Source organism: Tabrizicola sp. TH137, from assembly GCF_002855575.1.
GTDB lineage: Bacteria > Pseudomonadota > Alphaproteobacteria > Rhodobacterales > Rhodobacteraceae > Paragemmobacter.
Window position 1 is genome coordinate 305,062 of sequence record NZ_PKRQ01000005.1, and the last position, 17,886, is coordinate 322,947.

At 65.8% G+C, this 17,886-nt stretch carries 19 protein-coding genes; 8 read left to right on the forward strand and 11 right to left on the reverse strand.

Annotated elements, in window-relative coordinates; genetic code table 11:
* The first annotated feature begins 3 nt into the window (after window positions 1-3).
* Window positions 4-885: a bile acid:sodium symporter family protein gene (locus tag C0V75_RS16460; protein ID WP_101922049.1), complete on the forward strand. Its 882-nt coding sequence runs from the start codon at window positions 4-6 to the stop codon at window positions 883-885.
* Between the two features lie 60 nt (window positions 886-945).
* Here the strand turns inward: C0V75_RS16460 and C0V75_RS16465 are convergent, their stop codons facing one another.
* Window positions 946-1,404 carry a GatB/YqeY domain-containing protein gene (locus C0V75_RS16465; protein ID WP_101922050.1) on the reverse strand — a complete coding sequence of 153 codons (459 nt, stop codon included), beginning with the start codon at window positions 1,402-1,404 and terminating at the stop codon, window positions 946-948.
* 181 nt (window positions 1,405-1,585) lie between these two features.
* Between C0V75_RS16465 and carA the strand changes: the two genes are divergently transcribed.
* On the forward strand, window positions 1,586-2,740 hold the full coding sequence (gene carA, locus C0V75_RS16470; protein ID WP_101922051.1) for a glutamine-hydrolyzing carbamoyl-phosphate synthase small subunit: 1,155 nt from the start codon (window positions 1,586-1,588) through the stop codon (window positions 2,738-2,740).
* A 124-nt stretch (window positions 2,741-2,864) separates the two neighbouring features.
* Window positions 2,865-4,847, forward strand: coding sequence for a glycosyltransferase family 2 protein (locus C0V75_RS16475; RefSeq protein WP_101922052.1), 1,983 nt, complete (start codon window positions 2,865-2,867; stop codon window positions 4,845-4,847).
* Here C0V75_RS16475 and C0V75_RS16480 read toward each other — a convergent pair.
* Window positions 4,789-5,424 carry a GntR family transcriptional regulator gene (locus C0V75_RS16480; protein WP_101922130.1) on the reverse strand — a complete coding sequence of 212 codons (636 nt, stop codon included), beginning with the start codon at window positions 5,422-5,424 and terminating at the stop codon, window positions 4,789-4,791. The two genes, C0V75_RS16475 and C0V75_RS16480, sit on opposite strands and share 59 nt — an antisense overlap.
* A gap of 134 nt (window positions 5,425-5,558) precedes the next feature.
* Here C0V75_RS16480 and C0V75_RS16485 point away from each other — a divergent pair, with 134 nt between their 5' ends.
* The 3 genes from C0V75_RS16485 (at window position 5,559) to C0V75_RS16495 (ending at window position 7,916) form a co-directional block, all read left to right on the forward strand.
* Window positions 5,559-6,209, forward strand: coding sequence for a pyrimidine 5'-nucleotidase (locus C0V75_RS16485; protein WP_101922053.1), 651 nt, complete (start codon window positions 5,559-5,561; stop codon window positions 6,207-6,209).
* 182 nt (window positions 6,210-6,391) lie between these two features.
* Window positions 6,392-6,640, forward strand: coding sequence for a hypothetical protein (locus tag C0V75_RS16490; RefSeq protein WP_101922054.1), 249 nt, complete (start codon window positions 6,392-6,394; stop codon window positions 6,638-6,640).
* A 76-nt stretch (window positions 6,641-6,716) separates the two neighbouring features.
* On the forward strand, window positions 6,717-7,916 hold the full coding sequence (locus tag C0V75_RS16495; protein ID WP_101922055.1) for a UbiH/UbiF family hydroxylase: 1,200 nt from the start codon (window positions 6,717-6,719) through the stop codon (window positions 7,914-7,916).
* Between the two features lie 93 nt (window positions 7,917-8,009).
* On the opposite strand, the gene C0V75_RS16500 is transcribed toward C0V75_RS16495, so the two are convergent.
* The 3 genes from C0V75_RS16500 to C0V75_RS16510 form a co-directional block, all read right to left on the reverse strand.
* Complete coding sequence (locus C0V75_RS16500; RefSeq protein ID WP_101922056.1) at window positions 8,010-9,137, reverse strand: aminotransferase class V-fold PLP-dependent enzyme; 1,128 nt, start codon at window positions 9,135-9,137, stop codon at window positions 8,010-8,012.
* Window positions 9,138-9,260: 123 nt separating this feature from the next.
* Window positions 9,261-9,719, reverse strand: a complete 459-nt coding sequence (locus C0V75_RS16505) for an Lrp/AsnC family transcriptional regulator (protein WP_101922057.1) — start codon at window positions 9,717-9,719, stop codon at window positions 9,261-9,263.
* On the reverse strand, window positions 9,716-10,171 hold the full coding sequence (locus C0V75_RS16510; RefSeq protein WP_101922058.1) for an Lrp/AsnC family transcriptional regulator: 456 nt from the start codon (window positions 10,169-10,171) through the stop codon (window positions 9,716-9,718). Before C0V75_RS16510 ends, C0V75_RS16505 begins: the two co-directional genes overlap by 4 nt.
* A 129-nt stretch (window positions 10,172-10,300) precedes the next feature.
* On the opposite strand from C0V75_RS16510, the gene ilvC reads away from it, so the two are divergent.
* On the forward strand, window positions 10,301-11,323 hold the full coding sequence (ilvC, locus tag C0V75_RS16515; protein WP_101922059.1) for a ketol-acid reductoisomerase: 1,023 nt from the start codon (window positions 10,301-10,303) through the stop codon (window positions 11,321-11,323).
* Between the two features lie 66 nt (window positions 11,324-11,389).
* On the opposite strand, the gene C0V75_RS22770 is transcribed toward ilvC, so the two are convergent.
* Together C0V75_RS22770 and C0V75_RS24205 are read right to left on the reverse strand one after the other, a co-directional pair.
* Window positions 11,390-12,550: a hypothetical protein gene (locus tag C0V75_RS22770; protein WP_143710440.1), complete on the reverse strand. Its 1,161-nt coding sequence runs from the start codon at window positions 12,548-12,550 to the stop codon at window positions 11,390-11,392.
* Window positions 12,550-13,038 (reverse strand): DUF4365 domain-containing protein, encoded by a 489-nt coding sequence (locus tag C0V75_RS24205; RefSeq protein ID WP_101922060.1) that lies wholly within the window; start codon window positions 13,036-13,038, stop codon window positions 12,550-12,552. The genes C0V75_RS22770 and C0V75_RS24205 overlap by 1 nt, the downstream gene beginning before the upstream one ends.
* 219 nt (window positions 13,039-13,257) lie before the next feature.
* Here C0V75_RS24205 and C0V75_RS23025 point away from each other — a divergent pair, with 219 nt between their 5' ends.
* On the forward strand, window positions 13,258-13,434 hold the full coding sequence (locus tag C0V75_RS23025; RefSeq protein WP_158241862.1) for a hypothetical protein: 177 nt from the start codon (window positions 13,258-13,260) through the stop codon (window positions 13,432-13,434).
* A gap of 210 nt (window positions 13,435-13,644) precedes the next feature.
* Here C0V75_RS23025 and glmM read toward each other — a convergent pair whose 3' ends face one another.
* From glmM to C0V75_RS16540, 4 genes are all read right to left on the reverse strand, one after another.
* Complete coding sequence (gene glmM / locus C0V75_RS16525; RefSeq protein ID WP_101922061.1) at window positions 13,645-14,991, reverse strand: phosphoglucosamine mutase; 1,347 nt, start codon at window positions 14,989-14,991, stop codon at window positions 13,645-13,647.
* A complete protein-coding gene (folP, locus tag C0V75_RS16530) occupies window positions 14,988-15,995 on the reverse strand; it encodes a dihydropteroate synthase (protein WP_101922062.1) in 1,008 nt (335 codons plus the stop codon). Before folP ends, glmM begins: the two co-directional genes overlap by 4 nt.
* Before the next feature lie 47 nt (window positions 15,996-16,042).
* The gene (locus tag C0V75_RS16535; RefSeq protein ID WP_101922063.1) at window positions 16,043-16,951 is read right to left on the reverse strand and encodes a dihydroneopterin aldolase; all 909 of its coding nucleotides are present in this window, start codon (window positions 16,949-16,951) and stop codon (window positions 16,043-16,045) included.
* Between the two features lie 114 nt (window positions 16,952-17,065).
* Window positions 17,066-17,713: a cell wall hydrolase gene (locus C0V75_RS16540; RefSeq protein WP_371410695.1), complete on the reverse strand. Its 648-nt coding sequence runs from the start codon at window positions 17,711-17,713 to the stop codon at window positions 17,066-17,068.
* Window positions 17,714-17,886 lie beyond the last annotated feature (173 nt).

Genomic DNA, 17,886 nt, shown 5'->3' on the forward strand with positions numbered 1-17,886 from the left:
GCCATGGTCGGACCGCTGGAACAGGCCATCCTCGCGCTGATGATCGCCGTCATCATGCTGGGCATGGGGGCCTCCCTCACCCCGCGCGATTTCACCTCCGCCTTGAAACGGCCCTACGGGCTTTTCATCGGGCTTGTGTCACAATACGGCTTCATGCCGCTGATCGCCTTCACCCTTGCCCTGACCCTGCCGGTCAGCGAACCGGTCAAGATCGGCCTTCTCATCATGGGCTGCATGCCGGGGGGGACGACCTCGAACATCTTCACCTATTTCTCCAAGGGCAATCTGGCGCTTTCGGTGCTGATGACGGTGAATTCCACCCTCTTCGGCGTGTTGCTGATCCCCATCCTGCTCGTCATCTACGCGACCGGCCTGAACGTGGATATCCCGGCAGAGAACATCATCGTCACGCTCTTCCTGCTTCTCGTCCCTGTCGCCATCGGCATGGCGCTGCGGCGCTGGAACGCGAATGTCGGCGCGCTGGTGGAACTGGGCGGCTCGGCGCTGGGGATCATCTTCATCGTCTTCCTCCTGGTGTCCTGGGTGCCGCGCAACTGGGGCTTCCTGCTGGGCACGCCCGCCTCGGTCTTCTTCGCCGCCATCGCCCTTGGCCTGTGTGGCTTCCTCTGCGGCTACGGCCTCTCGCGCCTCCTCCGCCAGACGCCGCGCGATGCCCGCACCGTGGCGCTGGAGACGGGCATCCAGAACGGCCCGCTGGCCGTGGCGCTGGTCGTGCTGACCTTCGCAGGCAGCCAGCAGCAGGAGATCCTCGCCATCCCCGTGCTCTACTCGCTCTTCATCGTGATCTCGTCCAGCCTGCTCACCTTCTGGTTCCGCAGCATCGACGCGCGGTCGCAGCAGACCCTGCCGAAATCCCTGCTCTGACGGGCAAGGCAAAGGGCGGGGGCCAGCCGGCCCCCGCCCCGCAAGATCCGCAGCGTAATCTCAGGCCAGCAGGTCCTTCACCTTCGGCCCCACCGCGCCGAAATCCATCTGGCCGGTATATTTCCCCTTCAGCACCGCCATCACCCGCCCCATGTCGCGGATGCCGCTGGCCCCCACCTCGGCGATCGCGGCCTTCACCGCCGCCTCCACCTCCTCGGGCCCAAGTTGCCGGGGCAGAAACTCCTCGATCACCCGGATCTCGTTCATTTCCTTCTCGGCCAGTTCCAGCCGCCCGCCCTCTTCATAGGCGCGCACGCTTTCCTGGCGCTGCTTGACCATCTTCCCCATGATGGCAAGGATTTCCGGATCGCCCACCTCCATCTCGGACGCCTCGCTCCGGCTGGCGATTTCGCGGTCCTTGATGGCGGCGTTGATCAGGCGCAGCGTGGACAGGCGATCCGCCTCCTTCGCCTTCATCGCCTCTTTCAGCGCGGTTTGCAGCCTTTCGCGCAACGACATCTGTCACCTTTCCCCAAAGGTTGGCATGAAGCGCCACCATAGCCTGTCCCGCGCCGCGCCACAACAGCGCCCTTCCGGATCAACCGATTGAAATTCTTGAATATTCCTTTTCCCCCAAAGCCTTGACCCGGCCCCCCATCGCCACTAGTGTCCGCGCAATTTGCCGATAGGAGAGTCGCCCATGCCCGCTTCTGCGAAACCGACCGCATGCCTCGCACTCTCGGACGGAACGGTCTTCTACGGCAAGGGCTTCGGCGCCACGGGCGAAACGGTGGCCGAGCTGGTGTTCAACACCGCGATGACCGGCTATCAGGAAATTATGACCGATCCCTCCTATGCCGGGCAGGTCGTGACCTTCACCTTCCCCCATGTCGGCAATGTCGGCGTCACGCCCGAGGATGATGAGACGGGCACCCCCGTCGCCGCCGGCATGGTGGTGAAATGGGACCCGACCGAACCCTCCAACTGGCGCTCCAGGGATGAACTCACCCACTGGCTCACCCAGAAGGGCCGCATCGGCATCGGCGGCATCGACACCCGCCGCCTGACCCGCGCCATCCGCCAGCAGGGCGCGCCCCATGTGGCGCTCGCCCATGATCCGGAAGGCAATTTCGACATCGGCGCCCTCGTCGCCAAGGCCCGCGCCTGGAAGGGCCTTGTCGGCCTCGACCTCGCCAAGGACGTGACCTGCGCCCAATCCTACCGCTGGAACGAAATGCGCTGGGCCTGGCCCGAAGGCTATAGCGAACGCAAGGGCGATGGCTTCCGCGTCGTCGCCATCGACTACGGCGCGAAACGCAACATCCTGCGCTGCCTCGCCTCGGCGGGCTGCGACGTCACAGTCCTGCCCGCCACCGCCACGGCCGAGGATGTGCTGGCGCTCAACCCCGAAGGCGTCTTCCTGTCCAACGGCCCCGGCGACCCCGCCGCGACCGGCGCCTATGCCGTTCCGATGATCCAGGGCGTCCTCGCCAAGGACCTGCCCCTCTTCGGCATCTGCCTTGGCCATCAGATGCTGGCCCTCGCGCTCGGCGCCAAGACCGTCAAGATGAACCACGGCCATCACGGCGCGAACCATCCCGTGAAAGACCTCACCACCGGGAAGGTGGAGATCACCTCGATGAACCACGGCTTCACCGTGGACAGCCAGACCCTCCCCAAAGGCGTCAGCGAGACGCATGTCTCCCTCTTCGACGGGTCCAATTGCGGCATCGCCGTGGATGGGAAACCCATCTTCTCGGTCCAATACCACCCCGAAGCCTCGCCCGGCCCGCAAGACAGCTATTACCTCTTCGAACGCTTCGCCGCCGCGCTGCGCGACCGCCGCGCCGCCTGACTCGCCCGCACCTCCCGCAAGGCAGGACAGTCGCGCAACTTTTGCGCGAATTAACCGGTTTCGCTTAATCCCCCCTTAACCCACTCCGGTCCAGTCTGGCCCCGCCTCGCAGGAGCCAGACCCCATGCCCTCCCCCCCACCCGACCGCCCGGTCGGCGCGGCTGCCTCGCCGCGCCCATCGCGCCGCAATGCCGACCGCCCCCCCTTCGGCGGCCCCGCCTTGCCCGATCCGCACCCCACCGCCTCCGGCCTTGCCGAAGCCGCCGCCGCCTTCCTCCCTGCCGCGCCGCGTCTGCCACCCGCGACCCTGGCCCCGGCCCCCGTACCCGCCTCCGTCCCCGCCCCCGTCTTCGATCCGCTCGCCGTCCCGCCCGACATCGCCCTCGTCACGCGCTACGGCGCCCATCTCTGCCTGCGGCAGGGCCTTCTTCCCTGGCAGTCGCGCGACGGCGAAATCCTGATCCTGACCGCCACCCCCATGGCCTTCGAAACCCACCGCGCCGCCCTTTCCGCCTGCTTCGGCCCGAAGACCCGCCCCCTGCCCTGCCCCCGCCATCGGATCGAGGCCGCACTTCTGGCCCATGGCGGCGCCGCCCTCGCTCATTCCGCCGAATATGCCCTGCCCCCGCAACACAGCGCCCGCAGCCTGCCTCATCGCAGCATCGCCCTCGTCATGGCCGGGGCCTTCCTTGCCACCTTGACCGGCCTCCTCCTCGCCCCTCTCGCCGCCGCCACTGCGCTGCTGCTTCTCGGCCTTTGCAGCCTTTATGCGCTTTTCGCGCTCAAGCTTCTGGCCTGTATCGCTACCCTCCGCCGCCCCCCGCCCAGCGCGCCAGACGCCCTGCCCGATGACCTGCTTCCCATGATCTCCGTCCTCATCCCCCTCTATGGCGAGGCCGAGATTGCCACCCGCCTCCTGCGCCGCCTCGCCCGGCTCGATTATCCCGCCGACCGGCTCGACATCCTCATCCTGACCGAGGCCGATGATCACCCCACCCGTGCCATCCTGGCCGCCTCCACCCTCCCGCAGGGGGTGCGCGTCCTCGCCGTGCCGCAGGGCCAGGTCCGCACCAAACCGCGCGCCCTGAATTTCGGCCTCGATTTCTGCAAGGGCGGGATCGTCGGCATCTGGGATGCCGAAGATGCCCCCGATCCCGACCAACTCCGCAAGGTGGCCGCCGCCTTTGCCGCAGCCCCGCCCGATCTGGCCTGCCTGCAAGGCGCGCTCGACTTCTACAACCCCCGCACCAACTGGATGGCGCGCTGCTTCACCATGGAATACGCGCTCTGGTTCCGCCTCTTCCTGCCGGGGCTGGAACGGCTGAACCTGCCCATGCCCCTTGGCGGAACCACCCTTTTCCTGCGCCGCGACCGGATCGAGTCCGCAGGCGGCTGGGATGCCCATAACGTGACCGAAGACGCCGATCTCGGCCTGCGCCTCGCCCGGATGGGCTTCCGCACCGCCACGCTCGACAGCAGCACGATGGAAGAGGCGAACTGCCGCATCCGCCCCTGGATCAAGCAGCGCTCCCGATGGACCAAGGGCTATCTGATGACATGGCTCGTCCACATGCGCGCGCCCCGCAGGCTCCTGCGCGATCTGGGGCTGCGCCGCTTCCTCGCCGTGCAGGCCCTGCTGCTCGGCTCGCTGATCCATGGCGCGCTCGGGCCGCTGATCCTGTTGCTCTGGCTCTACAGCCTGCCCCTCCTCGGGCGCGACTGGCTGCCGCTCGACGTGCCGCCGCAGGTGTCGCTCTCGCTCCTGCTGATCCGGCTGACGGAATATGCCCTCGTCATCCTCGCCATGCGCCGCACCCGGCATGGCGGGCCGGGCTGGTGGCTTCTCCTCCTCAAACCCTACGGCCTGCTCGCCACCATCGCCGCGATCAAGGCAATCGGCGAGGCGCCCCTCCGCCCCTTCCACTGGGACAAGACGCGCCACGGACAGTTCCATGACGATGACACCATCCCTGTCCATCCGGCAGGCGCGGCCCAACCGGACACCCCGCCCGACAGCGCCCGCGCCCCGGCTCCGCCAACGACCGCCCTCAGCGCATCCGTATCTCGCCCGCCTCCACCCGAAGCCGGGTCTCGAAGGCCTTGCTGATATGCTGGCGCAGCGCCTGATAGGCCGCATCGCCATCCCGCGCCTCGATCGCCTTGACGATCTGGTCATGCTCGGCCAGCGCCACCTCGTCCCGGCCTTCGGCGGCGAAAGAGGTATTGGCCATCAACGCCATCGACCGATGCACGAGGTCAAGCTGCTGGACCAGGAACCGGTTGTGGCTCGCCAGATGAATCTGCTTGTGAAACCGCTTGTTCGCCCGGCTCAACAGCTTCGGATCACCGCCCAGAAGCGCGCGGTCATCCTCCACCATCCCCTTCAGGACGCGGATCTCCTCTTCCGTCGCATGCCGCGCCGCCAGCCGCGCCGCCAGCCCCTCCAGCTCTGTCCGCACCGCATAAAGCTCGGCCAACTGGTTATGGTCCAGCGAGGCCACGATCAGGCTGCGCCCGTCCCGCGTCAGCATCGCCTGCGTCTCCAGCCGTTGCAGCGCCTCGCGCACCGGCGTCCGCGACACGCCCAGCCGCTCCGCCAGTTCCGATTCCACCAGCCGATCGCCGGGCTTGTACAGCCCCGCCTCGATCGCCTCGAGGATCAGCGTATAGGCATCCTTCTGCACGTCGCCTCCGTCCCGCTTCAGCCGGGCCATCCGGCCCGGATACGATTGTATACCGTTTGTGACACTACCCCCCGTCCCCGCCCCTTTCAACCGCCCCCATTGCCGCGCCCGCCCCTTCGGGCTAGCTAGGGTTCATGCCCGCAGAACAGTTCCGCCACATCCGCACCTGGGTCTTCGACCTCGACAACACCCTCTACCCGCCCCACATGCGCCTCTTCGACCAGATCGAGGTCCGCATGACCAATTGGGTGATGCAGGCCCTCGGCGTGGACCGCGCCCATGCCGACCATCTGCGCGCCTCCTATTGGCAGCGCTACGGCACCACCCTCGCGGGCCTCATGGCCGAACACCGCATCGACCCCGAGGCCTACCTGGCCGATGTCCATGACATCGACTTCTCCGTCCTCTCCCCCGATCCCGTTCTGGCCCGACACATCGCCGCCCTGCCCGGCCGCCGCATCGTCTATACCAATGCCGACACGCCCTATGCCCATCGCGTTCTGGCCGCCCGCGGCCTCACCGGCCTCTTCGACGCGGTCTATGGCGTGGAACACGCCAAGTACCGGCCAAAGCCCGAACGTCAGGCCTTCGAGACGGTCTTCGCGCTCGACCGGCTCGATCCCGCCACAGCCGCGATGTTCGAAGATGACGCCCGCAACCTCGCCGCCCCCCACGCCATGGGCATGCGCACCGTCCATATCGCGCCCGAACCCGAACCGGCGGACCACATCCACCACCACAGCCCCGACCTGTCGGATTTCCTCGGGCAGCTCATCCGCCGCTGACACGAGTTCTGACCCAGATCCCGCCCACCCGCCCTGCCCCCAGCCCCCACCGACGTCAGTGCCGGAAATCGGCGCGACACTTGCGTCAGATGTCGCCCCCTGCGACGCCGCACCGCAGCAAGAATGTCTTGGACTTCCACCCGATCCGCCCCAGATACCCGAAAGTAAAACCGGAGTCCCAGATGTCCCTTGCCATTGCCGCCCCCGCCCAGCCCAGCCTCGCCAGCCGCATCCTCCACGCCACCCCCGTGATCGGCCATATCGCCCGCGACATCTCGCGCGACATCAGCACGATCTACTATGTGCTGACCATCCTCCTCACCCTCCTTGTCCTCGCGATCCAGACCTGGGGCCTCGCCGCCCTCGTCCTCACCGCCGTCGCCTTCGTGCCGGTGATGTTCACGCTGCTGATCTGGATCACCCTGCCCTGATCCGCCGCAGGGGCACTTTGTCGCTTCGCCTTCCCGCGCCACAGGCGTATCTCTCAGGGACAAGACGGAGGCGCGCATGACCCGCGAAACGACCGATATCCTGATCTCCGGCGGCGGCGTGGCCGGCCTCACAGCCGCCGCCGCCTTCGGCTCTGCCGGCTTCTCCGTGATCTGCGTCGATCCCGAGCCGCCCGTCACCCGGATGGAGGATGACGGTGCCGACCTCCGCACCACCGCCATCCTGCAACCCTCCCTCCCCGTGCTGGAAGCAGCCGGCCTCTGGGCCCGCCTCGCCCCCTACGCGGCCCCCCTCCAAATCATGCGCATCATCGACGCGGGCGGCGAACATCCCGACCCCCGCATCGTCAAGGATTTCGACGCCGCCGACATCTCGGATCAACCCTTCGGCTGGAACCTGCCCAACTGGCTCCTGCGGCGCGAGATGGTCGCCCGCCTTGCCGACCTCCCGAACGTCTCCTTCCGCCCCGGCCTCGCCACCACCCGCCTCCTGACGCGCGAGAGCGAGGCGCTCGCCACCCTCTCCGACGGCAGCCGCATCGCCGCCCGCCTCGTCATCGCCGCCGATGGCCGCAACTCGGCCATGCGCGAGGCGCTGGAGATCCCGGTGAAAACCACCCGCTATGGCCAGAAGGCGCTCGCCTTCGCCGTGACCCACCCGATCCCCCACCGCAATATCTCGACCGAAATCCACCGCTCCGGCGGCCCCTTCACCCTCGTCCCCCTGCCGGATCGGGACGGATTGCCCTGTTCCGCCATCGTCTGGATGGAGACGGGGCCGAATGTCGAACGCCTCGCCGCGCTCCCGGTGGCGGAATTCGAGGCCGAGATGAACACCCGTTCCTGCCATATCCTCGGGCCGCTGACACTGGTCAGCCGCCGCTCGGTCTGGCCCATCATCAGCCAGATCGCCGACCGCATGGCGGGCGAACGCACCGCCCTGATGGCCGAGGCCGCGCATGTCGTGCCCCCCATCGGGGCGCAGGGGCTGAACATGTCACTCGCCGATCTGCGCGTCCTTCTGGACCTCGCACAGGCCGACCGCGCGCAGCTTGGCAGCGCCAGGATGCTCGACGCCTATCACCGCGCCCGCCATCTGGAGGTGCAGGCCCGCGTCACGGGGATCGACGCGCTCAACCGCGCCTCGATGATGGGCGCGCAAGGCCTGCGCGACCTGCGGGCGACGGTGCTGAACGCGCTCTACTCCGTCGCCCCGGTGCGCAAGACGCTCATGCGCGCAGGGCTCGGCGTCCGCTAAGCGCAAGAATTTTCATCCGAAAATTCTTCCCCTCCGAAAAATCTTCGTACGAAGATTTTTCGCCCCGCGCGGCAAGCCGCGCAGGCGCGAGGGTCAAAGAACCGCTTCGACAGCCCGCTCCAGCCGCGCCACCGTGGCCGGCACGTCTTTCAGCTTGTCCAGCCCGAAGAGCCCAAGGCGAAAGGTCTTGAACTCCGGCCCCTCGCCCACTTGCAAGGGCACGCCCGCCGCGATCTGCAAGCCTTCGGCGCGGAATTTCGCGCCGTTCTGCACCTCGGGCTGGTCGGTATAGCTCACCACCACGCCGGGGGCCTGATAGCCCTCCGCCGCGACCGAAGGCACGCCCTTCTTCGCCAGCAGCCCGCGCACCGCCTGCCCCAATTCCCATTGCGCCGCCTTGGCGGCGGCAAAGCCCATGGCCTTGGTTTCCAGCATCGCGTCGCGGAAACCCAGAATGGCATCGGTCGGCATGGTGGCATGATAGGCATGGCCGCCATTCTCATAGGCCGCCATGATCGCCCGCCATTTCTTCAGGTCGAGGGCAAAGGAATTGCTGTCCGTCGCCGCCAGCCGCTCTTCGCCCAACGGCGACAGCACCACCACCCCGGCCGAGGGCGAGGCCGACCATCCCTTCTGCGGGGCGGAAATCAGCACATCCACCCCCGTCGCCACCATATCCACCCAGATGCAGCCCGAGGCGATGCAATCCAGCACCATGATCGCCCCCACCTCATGCGCGGCAGCGGCCACCTTGGCGATATAGTCGTCGGGCAGGATGATCCCCGCGCTCGTCTCCACATGCGGGGCAAAGACGGCTTCGGGCTTCACCTCGCGAATCTTCGCGACAACCTCCTCCACCGGCGGCGGCGCATAGGGCGCGCGCGGATCGTTCCCGGTCTGCCGGGCCATCACCACCGTCGTCTGCGCGGTGAACCCGCCCGCCTCGAAGATCTGCGTCCAGCGGAAGGAAAACCAGCCGTTCCGCACCACCAGCACCGACCCCTTGCCGAACTGCCGCGCCACGGCCTCCATCGCATAGGTCCCGCCGCCCGGCACCAGCGCCACGGCCGATCCGTGATAGACCTCCTTCAGCAGGCCCGACACATCCCTCATCACCCCCTGGAACCGCGCCGACATGTGGTTCAGGCTCCGGTCGGTGAAGACGACCGAAAACTCCTGCAATCCCTCCGGGTCGATATGTGCATGCGGCAGCGTGGTCATGGTCTCTCTACTCCCTGTCTTTCCAGCCCAATATGGCGCGCCCCGCGCCGGAAACCAGCCTGTTTCCGACATGTCGCAAAGCGTCCCACCGACGCATCCGTCAGGCAGAGCAGAGACCGCCCCCTAGCCCAGCGGCCCCGGCCGCCGCTCTTCGGTCAAAAGCACATTCGCCTCCACATTCCCCACCCCCGGCAGCGTCATGATCCGCCGCCGCAGCACCCGCTCGAAATCCGCGATATCCCGCGCCACCACCCGCAGCCGGTAATCGAACAGCCCCAGCACATGCTGCACCACCTGCACTTCCGGGATCGCCACCACCGCCCGCTCGAAATCCTCCAACGACACCCGCCCCCGCGTCGCCAGCTTCACCCCCAGGAACACCGTCACCCCGAACCCCAGCGCCGCGCGGTCCACCTCCACCCGCCGCCCGGCGATCACCCCCGCCTCCTCCAGCCGCTTCACCCGCCGCCAGGCCGCCGGCTGGCTCAACCCCAGCCGCCGCCCCAATTCCCCCGCCGACAGCCCCCCATCCCCCGCCAGCGCCCGGCAGATCGCCCGGTCCACATCATCCAGATCAATCACAGCGGCACCGCCTCCCCCTCCTTGATGGTGGAAATCAGCATCAACGCCTCCAGCTCCGCGATATGCGGCAGGGTCAGGATGCGCGCCCGATAGATCTCCTGATAATGCGCCATATCCCGCGCGATCACGTTCAGCCGCACATCCACCCGGCCCAGAAACGTCTCGATGGCCAGAACCTCCGGCACCTCCCGCGCCGCCGCGATGAAGGCGTCAAAGGCCCGCGGGTCCGTCTTGTCCAGCGTGAACCGCAACGACACCTCCACCCCATAGCCCAGCGCGCGCCAGTCGATCACCGCCCGCTCCGCCCGGATCACCCCCGCCGCCTGCATCCGCTCCAGCCGCCGCCACAGCGTCGCCACCGTCACCCCCGCCCGCGCCGCCAGCTCCGCCCGCGCCATCCCCGGCTCCGCCAGATACTGCCGCAGGATCCGCCGATCCGTCTCGTCAAGCATGATCCATCCACCAAACCGCCATCCAACGCATGATCCTTCCCACAAACCGCCAGAAACATCAAACATTGCACGGCCTCCACGAGAAAAATCCCTATCCTGCCGCCATCTTCAGCAAAAAGGATCGCCACAATGCGCGTCTATTATGATCGTGACTGCGACGTGAACCTCATCAAGGACAAGAAGGTCGCCATCCTCGGCTACGGCTCCCAGGGCCACGCCCATGCCCTCAACCTCCGCGATAGCGGCGCCAAGAACCTCGTCGTCGCCCTCCGCGAAGGCTCCCCCTCCGCCAAGAAGGCCGAGGCTGAAGGCCTGAAAGTCATGGGCATCGCCGAAGCCGCCGCCTGGTGCGACCTCATCATGTTCACCATGCCCGACGAGCTTCAGGCCGCCACCTACAAGCAATATGTCCATGACAACCTCCGCGAAGGCGCCGCCATCGCCTTTGCCCATGGCCTCAACGTCCATTTCGGCCTGATCGAGCCGAAGAAGGGCGTCGATGTCATCATGATGGCCCCCAAGGGCCCCGGCCACACCGTCCGCGGCGAATACACCAAGGGCGGCGGCGTCCCCTGCCTCGTCGCCGTCCATCAGGATGCCACCGGCAAGGCCATGGAAATCGGCCTCTCCTACTGCTCCGCCATCGGCGGCGGCCGCTCGGGCATCATCGAGACGAACTTCCGCCAGGAATGCGAAACCGATCTCTTCGGCGAACAGGCCGTGCTCTGCGGCGGTCTGGTCGAGCTGATCCGCATGGGCTTCGAAACCCTGGTCGAGGCCGGGTATGAGCCCGAAATGGCCTATTTCGAATGCCTGCACGAGGTGAAGCTGATCGTGGACCTGATCTACGAAGGCGGCATCGCGAACATGAACTACTCGATCTCGAACACCGCCGAATATGGCGAATACGTCTCGGGTCCGCGCATCCTGCCCTATGATGAAACGAAGGCCCGCATGAAGGCCGTGCTGACCGACATCCAGACCGGCAAATTCGTGCGCGACTTCATGCAGGAAAACGCCGTGGGCCAGCCCTTCTTCAAGGCCACCCGCCGCATCAATGACGAGCATCAGATCGAAAAGGTCGGCGAGAAGCTGCGCGCCATGATGCCCTGGATCGCCAAGGGCAAGATGGTGGACCGCGCACGGAACTGATCTTTAGCGTCGGTTGCGATTGGGGGGGGCGGTCCGGGAGGGCCGCCCTGTAGCCCATATTAACGTTCAGAAGTCCGCGTCTAAATCAGTCGCGTCTTCATCAACAGTGGCCTCTATTGCTTTCACATTTGCATTTGTAAGGTGCCAGCGTGACCCAATTCTTTCAAGGTCACCATTTACCACAACCGGAAACTTAGATCTGTGCGCCATCACAGCGGCCTCATAGTTCGCTTGGTCAAGTGACGCCGTAACTGACTGCAACTGACCGTCGATGTCTGCCTTCAAAGACACGGTCCCATCATAGTCTTCCTGCTTTCTGGCCAGCTTATTGACTACACCATACAACGTGACCGAAGGGCGGGGGCGTTTTTCCCTCAGCTTGCGTGCCGCCTCCCTAAATATAGCAGCGTCGTCATCACCAAAGTTGAAGCGCGAAATCTTTTTTGGAACTGGGCGGGTAAATGCCCATTCTAATGACAACTCAATTCTGTTAACTGAACCTATCATCCTTGCCAGCGCCTCACATAGATTAGCGCTTACTCCATTTGCAACAGACGCCTCAAATGTTTCAAGCCCGCGGCCACTTCCAACTTCCTCAGCCGCGCCACGAAGCGCCGCCAGTCCATCCACTAGCCTTCTAGAAACACGGCGCTCAATTGGCTCATCAGCCAAAGGCGCCCATTCTTCAACAAGCGTATGCTGCAAAGTCGGCGGAACCTTGCTTAGTAAGTTTACTACATAGCTACCTTGCCGAGTCTGCCCAAGACGCACCGTCTTAAGAAAGTCCATTGCTTCCTTATTCGCTCCCGCTCGATAAACGGGTTGCGGAGAGGAAATCGAGCATGCAGCGGCAAGCAAAGCTTCCTTCGCTTGCTCAATCATGCTGATTCCAGCCTCTACTCCAATTGAACCATCGTCATATGCATCTATTGCTCTAACTCGGAATACATCGTTCTCAGCATCGATCAAGCGGTGATACACTTCCTCTTGATCGCGACCCATCTGCTCCGAAAAGACCTCAAGCAACGTTGAGACGATTGACACATAATCTACGATTCTTGAGCTCTTTGGAATGAGCGTTTCGGCACCCATATCCTTATTGGAATAGATATCAGCGAAATCTCGGTATCTTCCTTGAACCTCCCAACCCAAACTACGCGCAAACGCAGCAATCGCCGCAGGAGAAACTGCAGCAATCGCGTCCTCATCCACAATCAGCGAACGCATCAGATTCTTCCGTCCTTAGCGAGGCCCATCAGTCTTGTTAGTTCAGACACTGACAACACTTGCGAACTCGGGACCCTGATCGTAACACTTACGTCGTTCTCACTCTGTGGTAAACCACTCAATGACACCCAGTAAGCGCACTTTCGCATCACCAATTGGTTCCGATCACTCTCAAGCCATTGGGATCTATCGCGGGGCATCTCGTAGACCATCAGAAGTCTCGGATGACCAGAAGGCTCAATTAAAAGGTCATAGTTGCGCTTCTTTAAAGGAAACGAGAAATACCCGTTATCCTCAGATCCTAGGTTTTTTGTAGCCTTTATCTGCCAATCTATTTGCGGAAAACCATGCAATCCACCCCGCACAATTAAGTCCGTTCCAGTTCGGTCCAGATTTTGCTCAGCAAAAACAAATCCGGCGGCACTCGCTAGGGCTTTCAGGTAGACGACTGAAAGCTGTTCTTGGATGTCAGATTCCGCCAATAGCATGAGATCACTCCACAACCGTCTAACGCACTCACGATGCCATCAAATTCACCAAATGCACAGCCCCCTTACTAGTCCCTATCTTTCCCCCCACAAAAGGCGCATACCCCCTACAGCCCTCCGAACACGGGGGGCGTGACGGGCCGTTGGGGGTCCGGGATGCGCCGCCCTTGGGCCCCGCGCCCCGCAGCCCCGGCCCGAATGTCCGGAAAGGACAGACCGATGGGCGTTTCCACCCCCAAGACCCCGTTCAACCTCGCCGAATTCCTGTCGCAGAAGGCCCCTCCCGGCTCCCGCCGCAAACCGGCCTGGAACCGGCCCCGCAGCGCCGCCCCCGCCAATGACGAGGCGACCGAGACGGAGAGCGAAGACTCCCGTTCCGCGACCAAGGAAGAGTGACGCGGGCCTGTCCCGAGACCCCGCCCCGGACGTGATCCGGGGCCTCCACCCACCACCCCGCAGCCCGGCCCCGCCGGGACCGCGCCTATCGGTGCAAGGCGCAGCGATAAACCAGCGCTATCCCTGCGTTGCGCAAAACCCGCCTGACCGCGCGCTGCGTGGCCACAGTTTGCGGCACAGTTTGCGGCACGCTTTGCGGCACGGCCGAAATCACCCCGCCGCCCGCTCCACCGCCGCCACGATCGTCCCCACAACCTCGTCCAGAAGGGCGGAATCCTCGCATTCCGCCATCACCCGGACCAGCGGCTCGGTTCCCGATTTGCGAATGAGGATGCGGCCCTTCCCGACCACCTTCTCCTCCATCGCCGCGATCACCGCCTGCACCCCCGCATCCTCCAGCGGCCGTTTGCCCTCGCCATAGCGCACATTGCTAAGTCTTTGGGGAACCGTCTCGAATTGCCGCGACAACCGCTCCGCGCTCTCCCCCGTCCGGGCCATTTCGGCCAGGAATTGCAGCCCGGCAACCAGCCCGTCCCCCGTCGTGGCATAGTCCGTCATGACGATATGCCCCGACTGCTCGCCTCCCAGATTGAAACCGCCCTCGCGCATCCGCTCCACCACGTAGCGGTCCCCCACCGCCGTCCGCTCCAGCCGCAGCCCGGCCTCCCCCAAGCGCCGCTCCAGCCCCAGGTTAGACATCACCGTCGCCACCAAAGCCCCCCCCCGCAGCCGCCCCTCCGCCGCCCAGCGCAGCGCCATCAGCGCCATGATCTGATCGCCATCGGCAACTTTTCCGTGGGAATCCAGGATCATGACCCGGTCCGCGTCACCATCCAGACAGATGCCCACATCCGCCCCATGGGCCACCACCGCCTCCGCCGCCGTCTCCACATGGGTCGATCCGCAGCGGTCGTTGATATTCGTCCCGTTGGGCGAAACCCCCACCGGAATGACCTCCGCCCCCAGTTCCCACAGCACCTCCGGCGCCGCCTTGTAGGCCGCCCCGTTCGCGCAATCTATTACCACTTTGATCCCATCCAGCCGCACGCCCGAGGGCAGCGTCGTCTTGACGAACTCCTGATAGCGTCCCTTCGCATCCTCGATCCGCTTCGCCCGCCCGATCTTCTCCGGCCGCGCCGGACGGATCTCGCCCTCAAGGATCGCCTCGATCTCCGCCTCCGCCTCATCCGAAAGCTTGAACCCGTCAGGGCCAAAGAACTTGATTCCATTGTCGTAATGCGGGTTGTGGCTGGCAGAAATCATCACCCCCAGATCGGCCCGCATCGACCGCGTCAGGAACCCCACGGCGGGCGTCGGCACCGGGCCCAGCAGCAGCACATTCATCCCCGTCGAGGTCAGCCCCGCCGTCAGCGCGTTCTCCAGCATATAGCCCGACAGCCGCGTATCCTTGCCGATCACCACCCGATGCACCGAACTCCCGTCGCGCCGAAAGAACCGCCCGGCCGCCGCCCCCAGCTTCAGCGCCATTTCCGCCGTCATCGGGTAGGTATTCGCCTTCCCCCGCACGCCATCGGTTCCGAACAGTTTCCGCGTCATGTCCCCACTCCATTCACCGCCTGCCACAGCCGCAGCGCCTGCCGCGTCTCGGCCACGTCATGCACGCGCAGCACCTGCGCGCCCTGCGCCACCCCCGCCAGCGCCACCGCCAGCGATCCCGCAACCCTCTGTTCCGCCACGGCTTCGCCACCAATCGCTCCGATGAACCGCTTCCGCGACGCGCCCAGCAGGACCGGCACCCCCAGATCATGGAACAGCGACAACCGCCGGATCAGCGCCAGGTTATGCGCCGCCGTCTTGCCGAACCCGATTCCGGGATCGACCATGATCCGGTCGCGCGAAATCCCCGCCGCCTCGACCACAGCGATCCGCGCCTTCAGGAAATCGTAAACGTCCAGCAGCACATCCTCATAGCGCGGGTCATCCTGCATCGTCGCGGGCGTGCCCACGGAATGCATCAGGATGACCGGCGCGCCCGCTTCCGCCACGACCGACGCCATCGCAGGATCAAACCCCATGGCCGCTACATCGTTCACGATGCCCGCGCCCGCCGCCAGCGCCGCCCGCGCCACAGGCGCTTTCCGCGTGTCGATGGAGATGGGGCACCCAAGGCCCCCGTCGCGCAGCGCCGCAATCACCGGCGCCGTCCGCGCCACCTCTTCGGCGACCTCCACCTCCGCCGCGCCGGGCCGCGTGCTTTCGCCGCCGATGTCCAGCATATCCGCCGCCGCGGCCATCGCCCGCGCCTGCGCCAGCGCCGCCTCGGGGGCCAGGAACTTCCCCCCGTCGGAAAAGCTGTCCGGTGTCACATTGAGGATGCCCATGATCCGTGGCGCATCCATCTCCATGCCACCAAAGGCCGGCCGCGGCGCGCTCAGCCGGTCGCGCACCTCACCTGCAAGGGCCGACAGCGGCACCACGCGCGGCGGCGCATCACGCCGCAGCACCTCCACCTCCGCAAACCAGCACCAGCCGCCGGCAAGCGGCAGCGCCCCCGCAGGGCGGCAAGGATCGACAGATGCAATCGGGCGGTAATATTCCATGCGCCCTGCCTAGGCGCAGCGCCGCGCCCGTGCAAGACCTGCCCGACTCAGCCGCGCTCCACCGGCACGCGGCTTCCTGCCGGGACTGCAACATCCCCGTGAACGACGATCCCGCTCGCCGCCATCACCTCGGCCAGCCACAGCGCCAGCGCCACCGGATCGCGGCTCTGCGGCCCGTCCACCGCATCCAGCACCAGCTTGGACGGCGCCCAGACGATCATCTGCCCGCGCTTCACCGCCCAGTCGATCTCGGTCCGCGTCGCCACCACCACGCAGCGGTCATCCCGCGCCGCCAGCGTCCAGGCGTTCTGCTCGATGGCCAGCAGGTCGATCCGCCGCTGCGTCGGCTTGTGCCCCGTCTCGGGCCGCGCCTCATCGGGCAGCCCCACCGTCAGGATCACCGGCACGCCGCGCGCCTGCAACGCGTCCAGCCGCGCCGACAGGTCCGCCGCATGGATCGCCGCATTGTCGAGGAACACGACCAGCGGATGCACCGCCGCCTCCACCCCGTCCTTCCCCACCGCCCGCAAGGGCGCCTCGGCGCGCGACCGCACGATCTCCACCCCCAGCTTGCCGGGACCGCGATCCAGCTTCTCCACCCGCACGAAGGCGCGCATTGCCTGCGGCTCGGCCAGGATGCGCTCTGCCACCCGCTCGGCCAGCGTCTCCAGAAGGTTCAGCCGTTCCGCCGCCAGCTCGGCCGCGATGGCCTCGGTGATCCGGTCATAGCTCAGGATCTTGTCCACATCGTCATCCAGCGGCTGCGGCTGCGGCCGCACCTCGACCACCACATTGAACTGGATGCGCTGGCGCGTCCCGCGCTCCTGCTGGAAGGCGCCGATCTCCACCTCGACCACATGGTCGCGCAGCGAGATGCGGTCGCGCGGGTCGGCACTGGCCGAGGCGACGGCCCGCTCTTCAGGATGCGCGAAGGCAAGGCGGATGTCGCTGGTCATGGTCTCGCCTCCTTCGGCGCGCAAAGAAACAGGGGCAGGATAGCCCCTGCCCCTCACACTTCCATGTCCGATCCCGGCAGAATGCGCAACCAAGGCGACTCGGTCCGCACCCCCTCAGGGCTGTTTGTAGAAGAGATGCGCCCCGATCGCCGCCGTCTGCGGAAAGCGCCGCGCCCAGCCGGGCCGGACCCAGCGGGTATGGAAATGCGTGGCCCCCATCGTCAGGGCGCGCGGCGCGCCATCCATCATCACCCGAGCGATGCGCTCGGCCCTCCAGACGGCTTCGGGGTCCCGCATCCGGTCGGCCCGGCCGTCGCAGACATAGCTGAACTGGCACCCGCCGCCGCCGCGCTGCTGCACCACACCGCAGATGCTGCGCGGGTAATCCGGGCTGTCCACCCGGTTCAGGATCACTTCCGCCACTGCGAACTGGCCGCGCAGCGTCTCGCCCCGCGCCTCGAAATAGATGGCCTTGCTCAGGCATTCCCATTCGGCATCGCCCTGGGGTGCCGGCAGCGTCGCCAGCCAGGCATCGTCATAGCGGATCACGGTCGGCACCGCAGGCGTGGCGGGCGTCGTCCGCGTCTCCACCTTCGGCCCCACCGCAAGTTCGGTCAGGCGTTGCCCCGGAAGGGCGGCAAGGGCCTGTTTCTCGGCCCCCAGCAGCGTGCTCATCGTCCCGCCCAAGGCGACGGTCGGATCGTTGGACTGGCTGACCGTCACCTCGGCGAAGGCCGCTCCATTCAGGAAGACGGCGGCCATTGCCCCCGCGATCCAGCCTGTTTGCAAGCGCATTGTCTCGTGTGCCCCGGTTGTTTCCCTCCGCCACCGGTCAAGCCACCGATGGCGAGGCGCGGGGGTAAACGACTCAGGGACCGCGAGTCTACCAATGTGGCAAAATTGCAACCAAAATCAGACAAGTTTCGGCGGATATC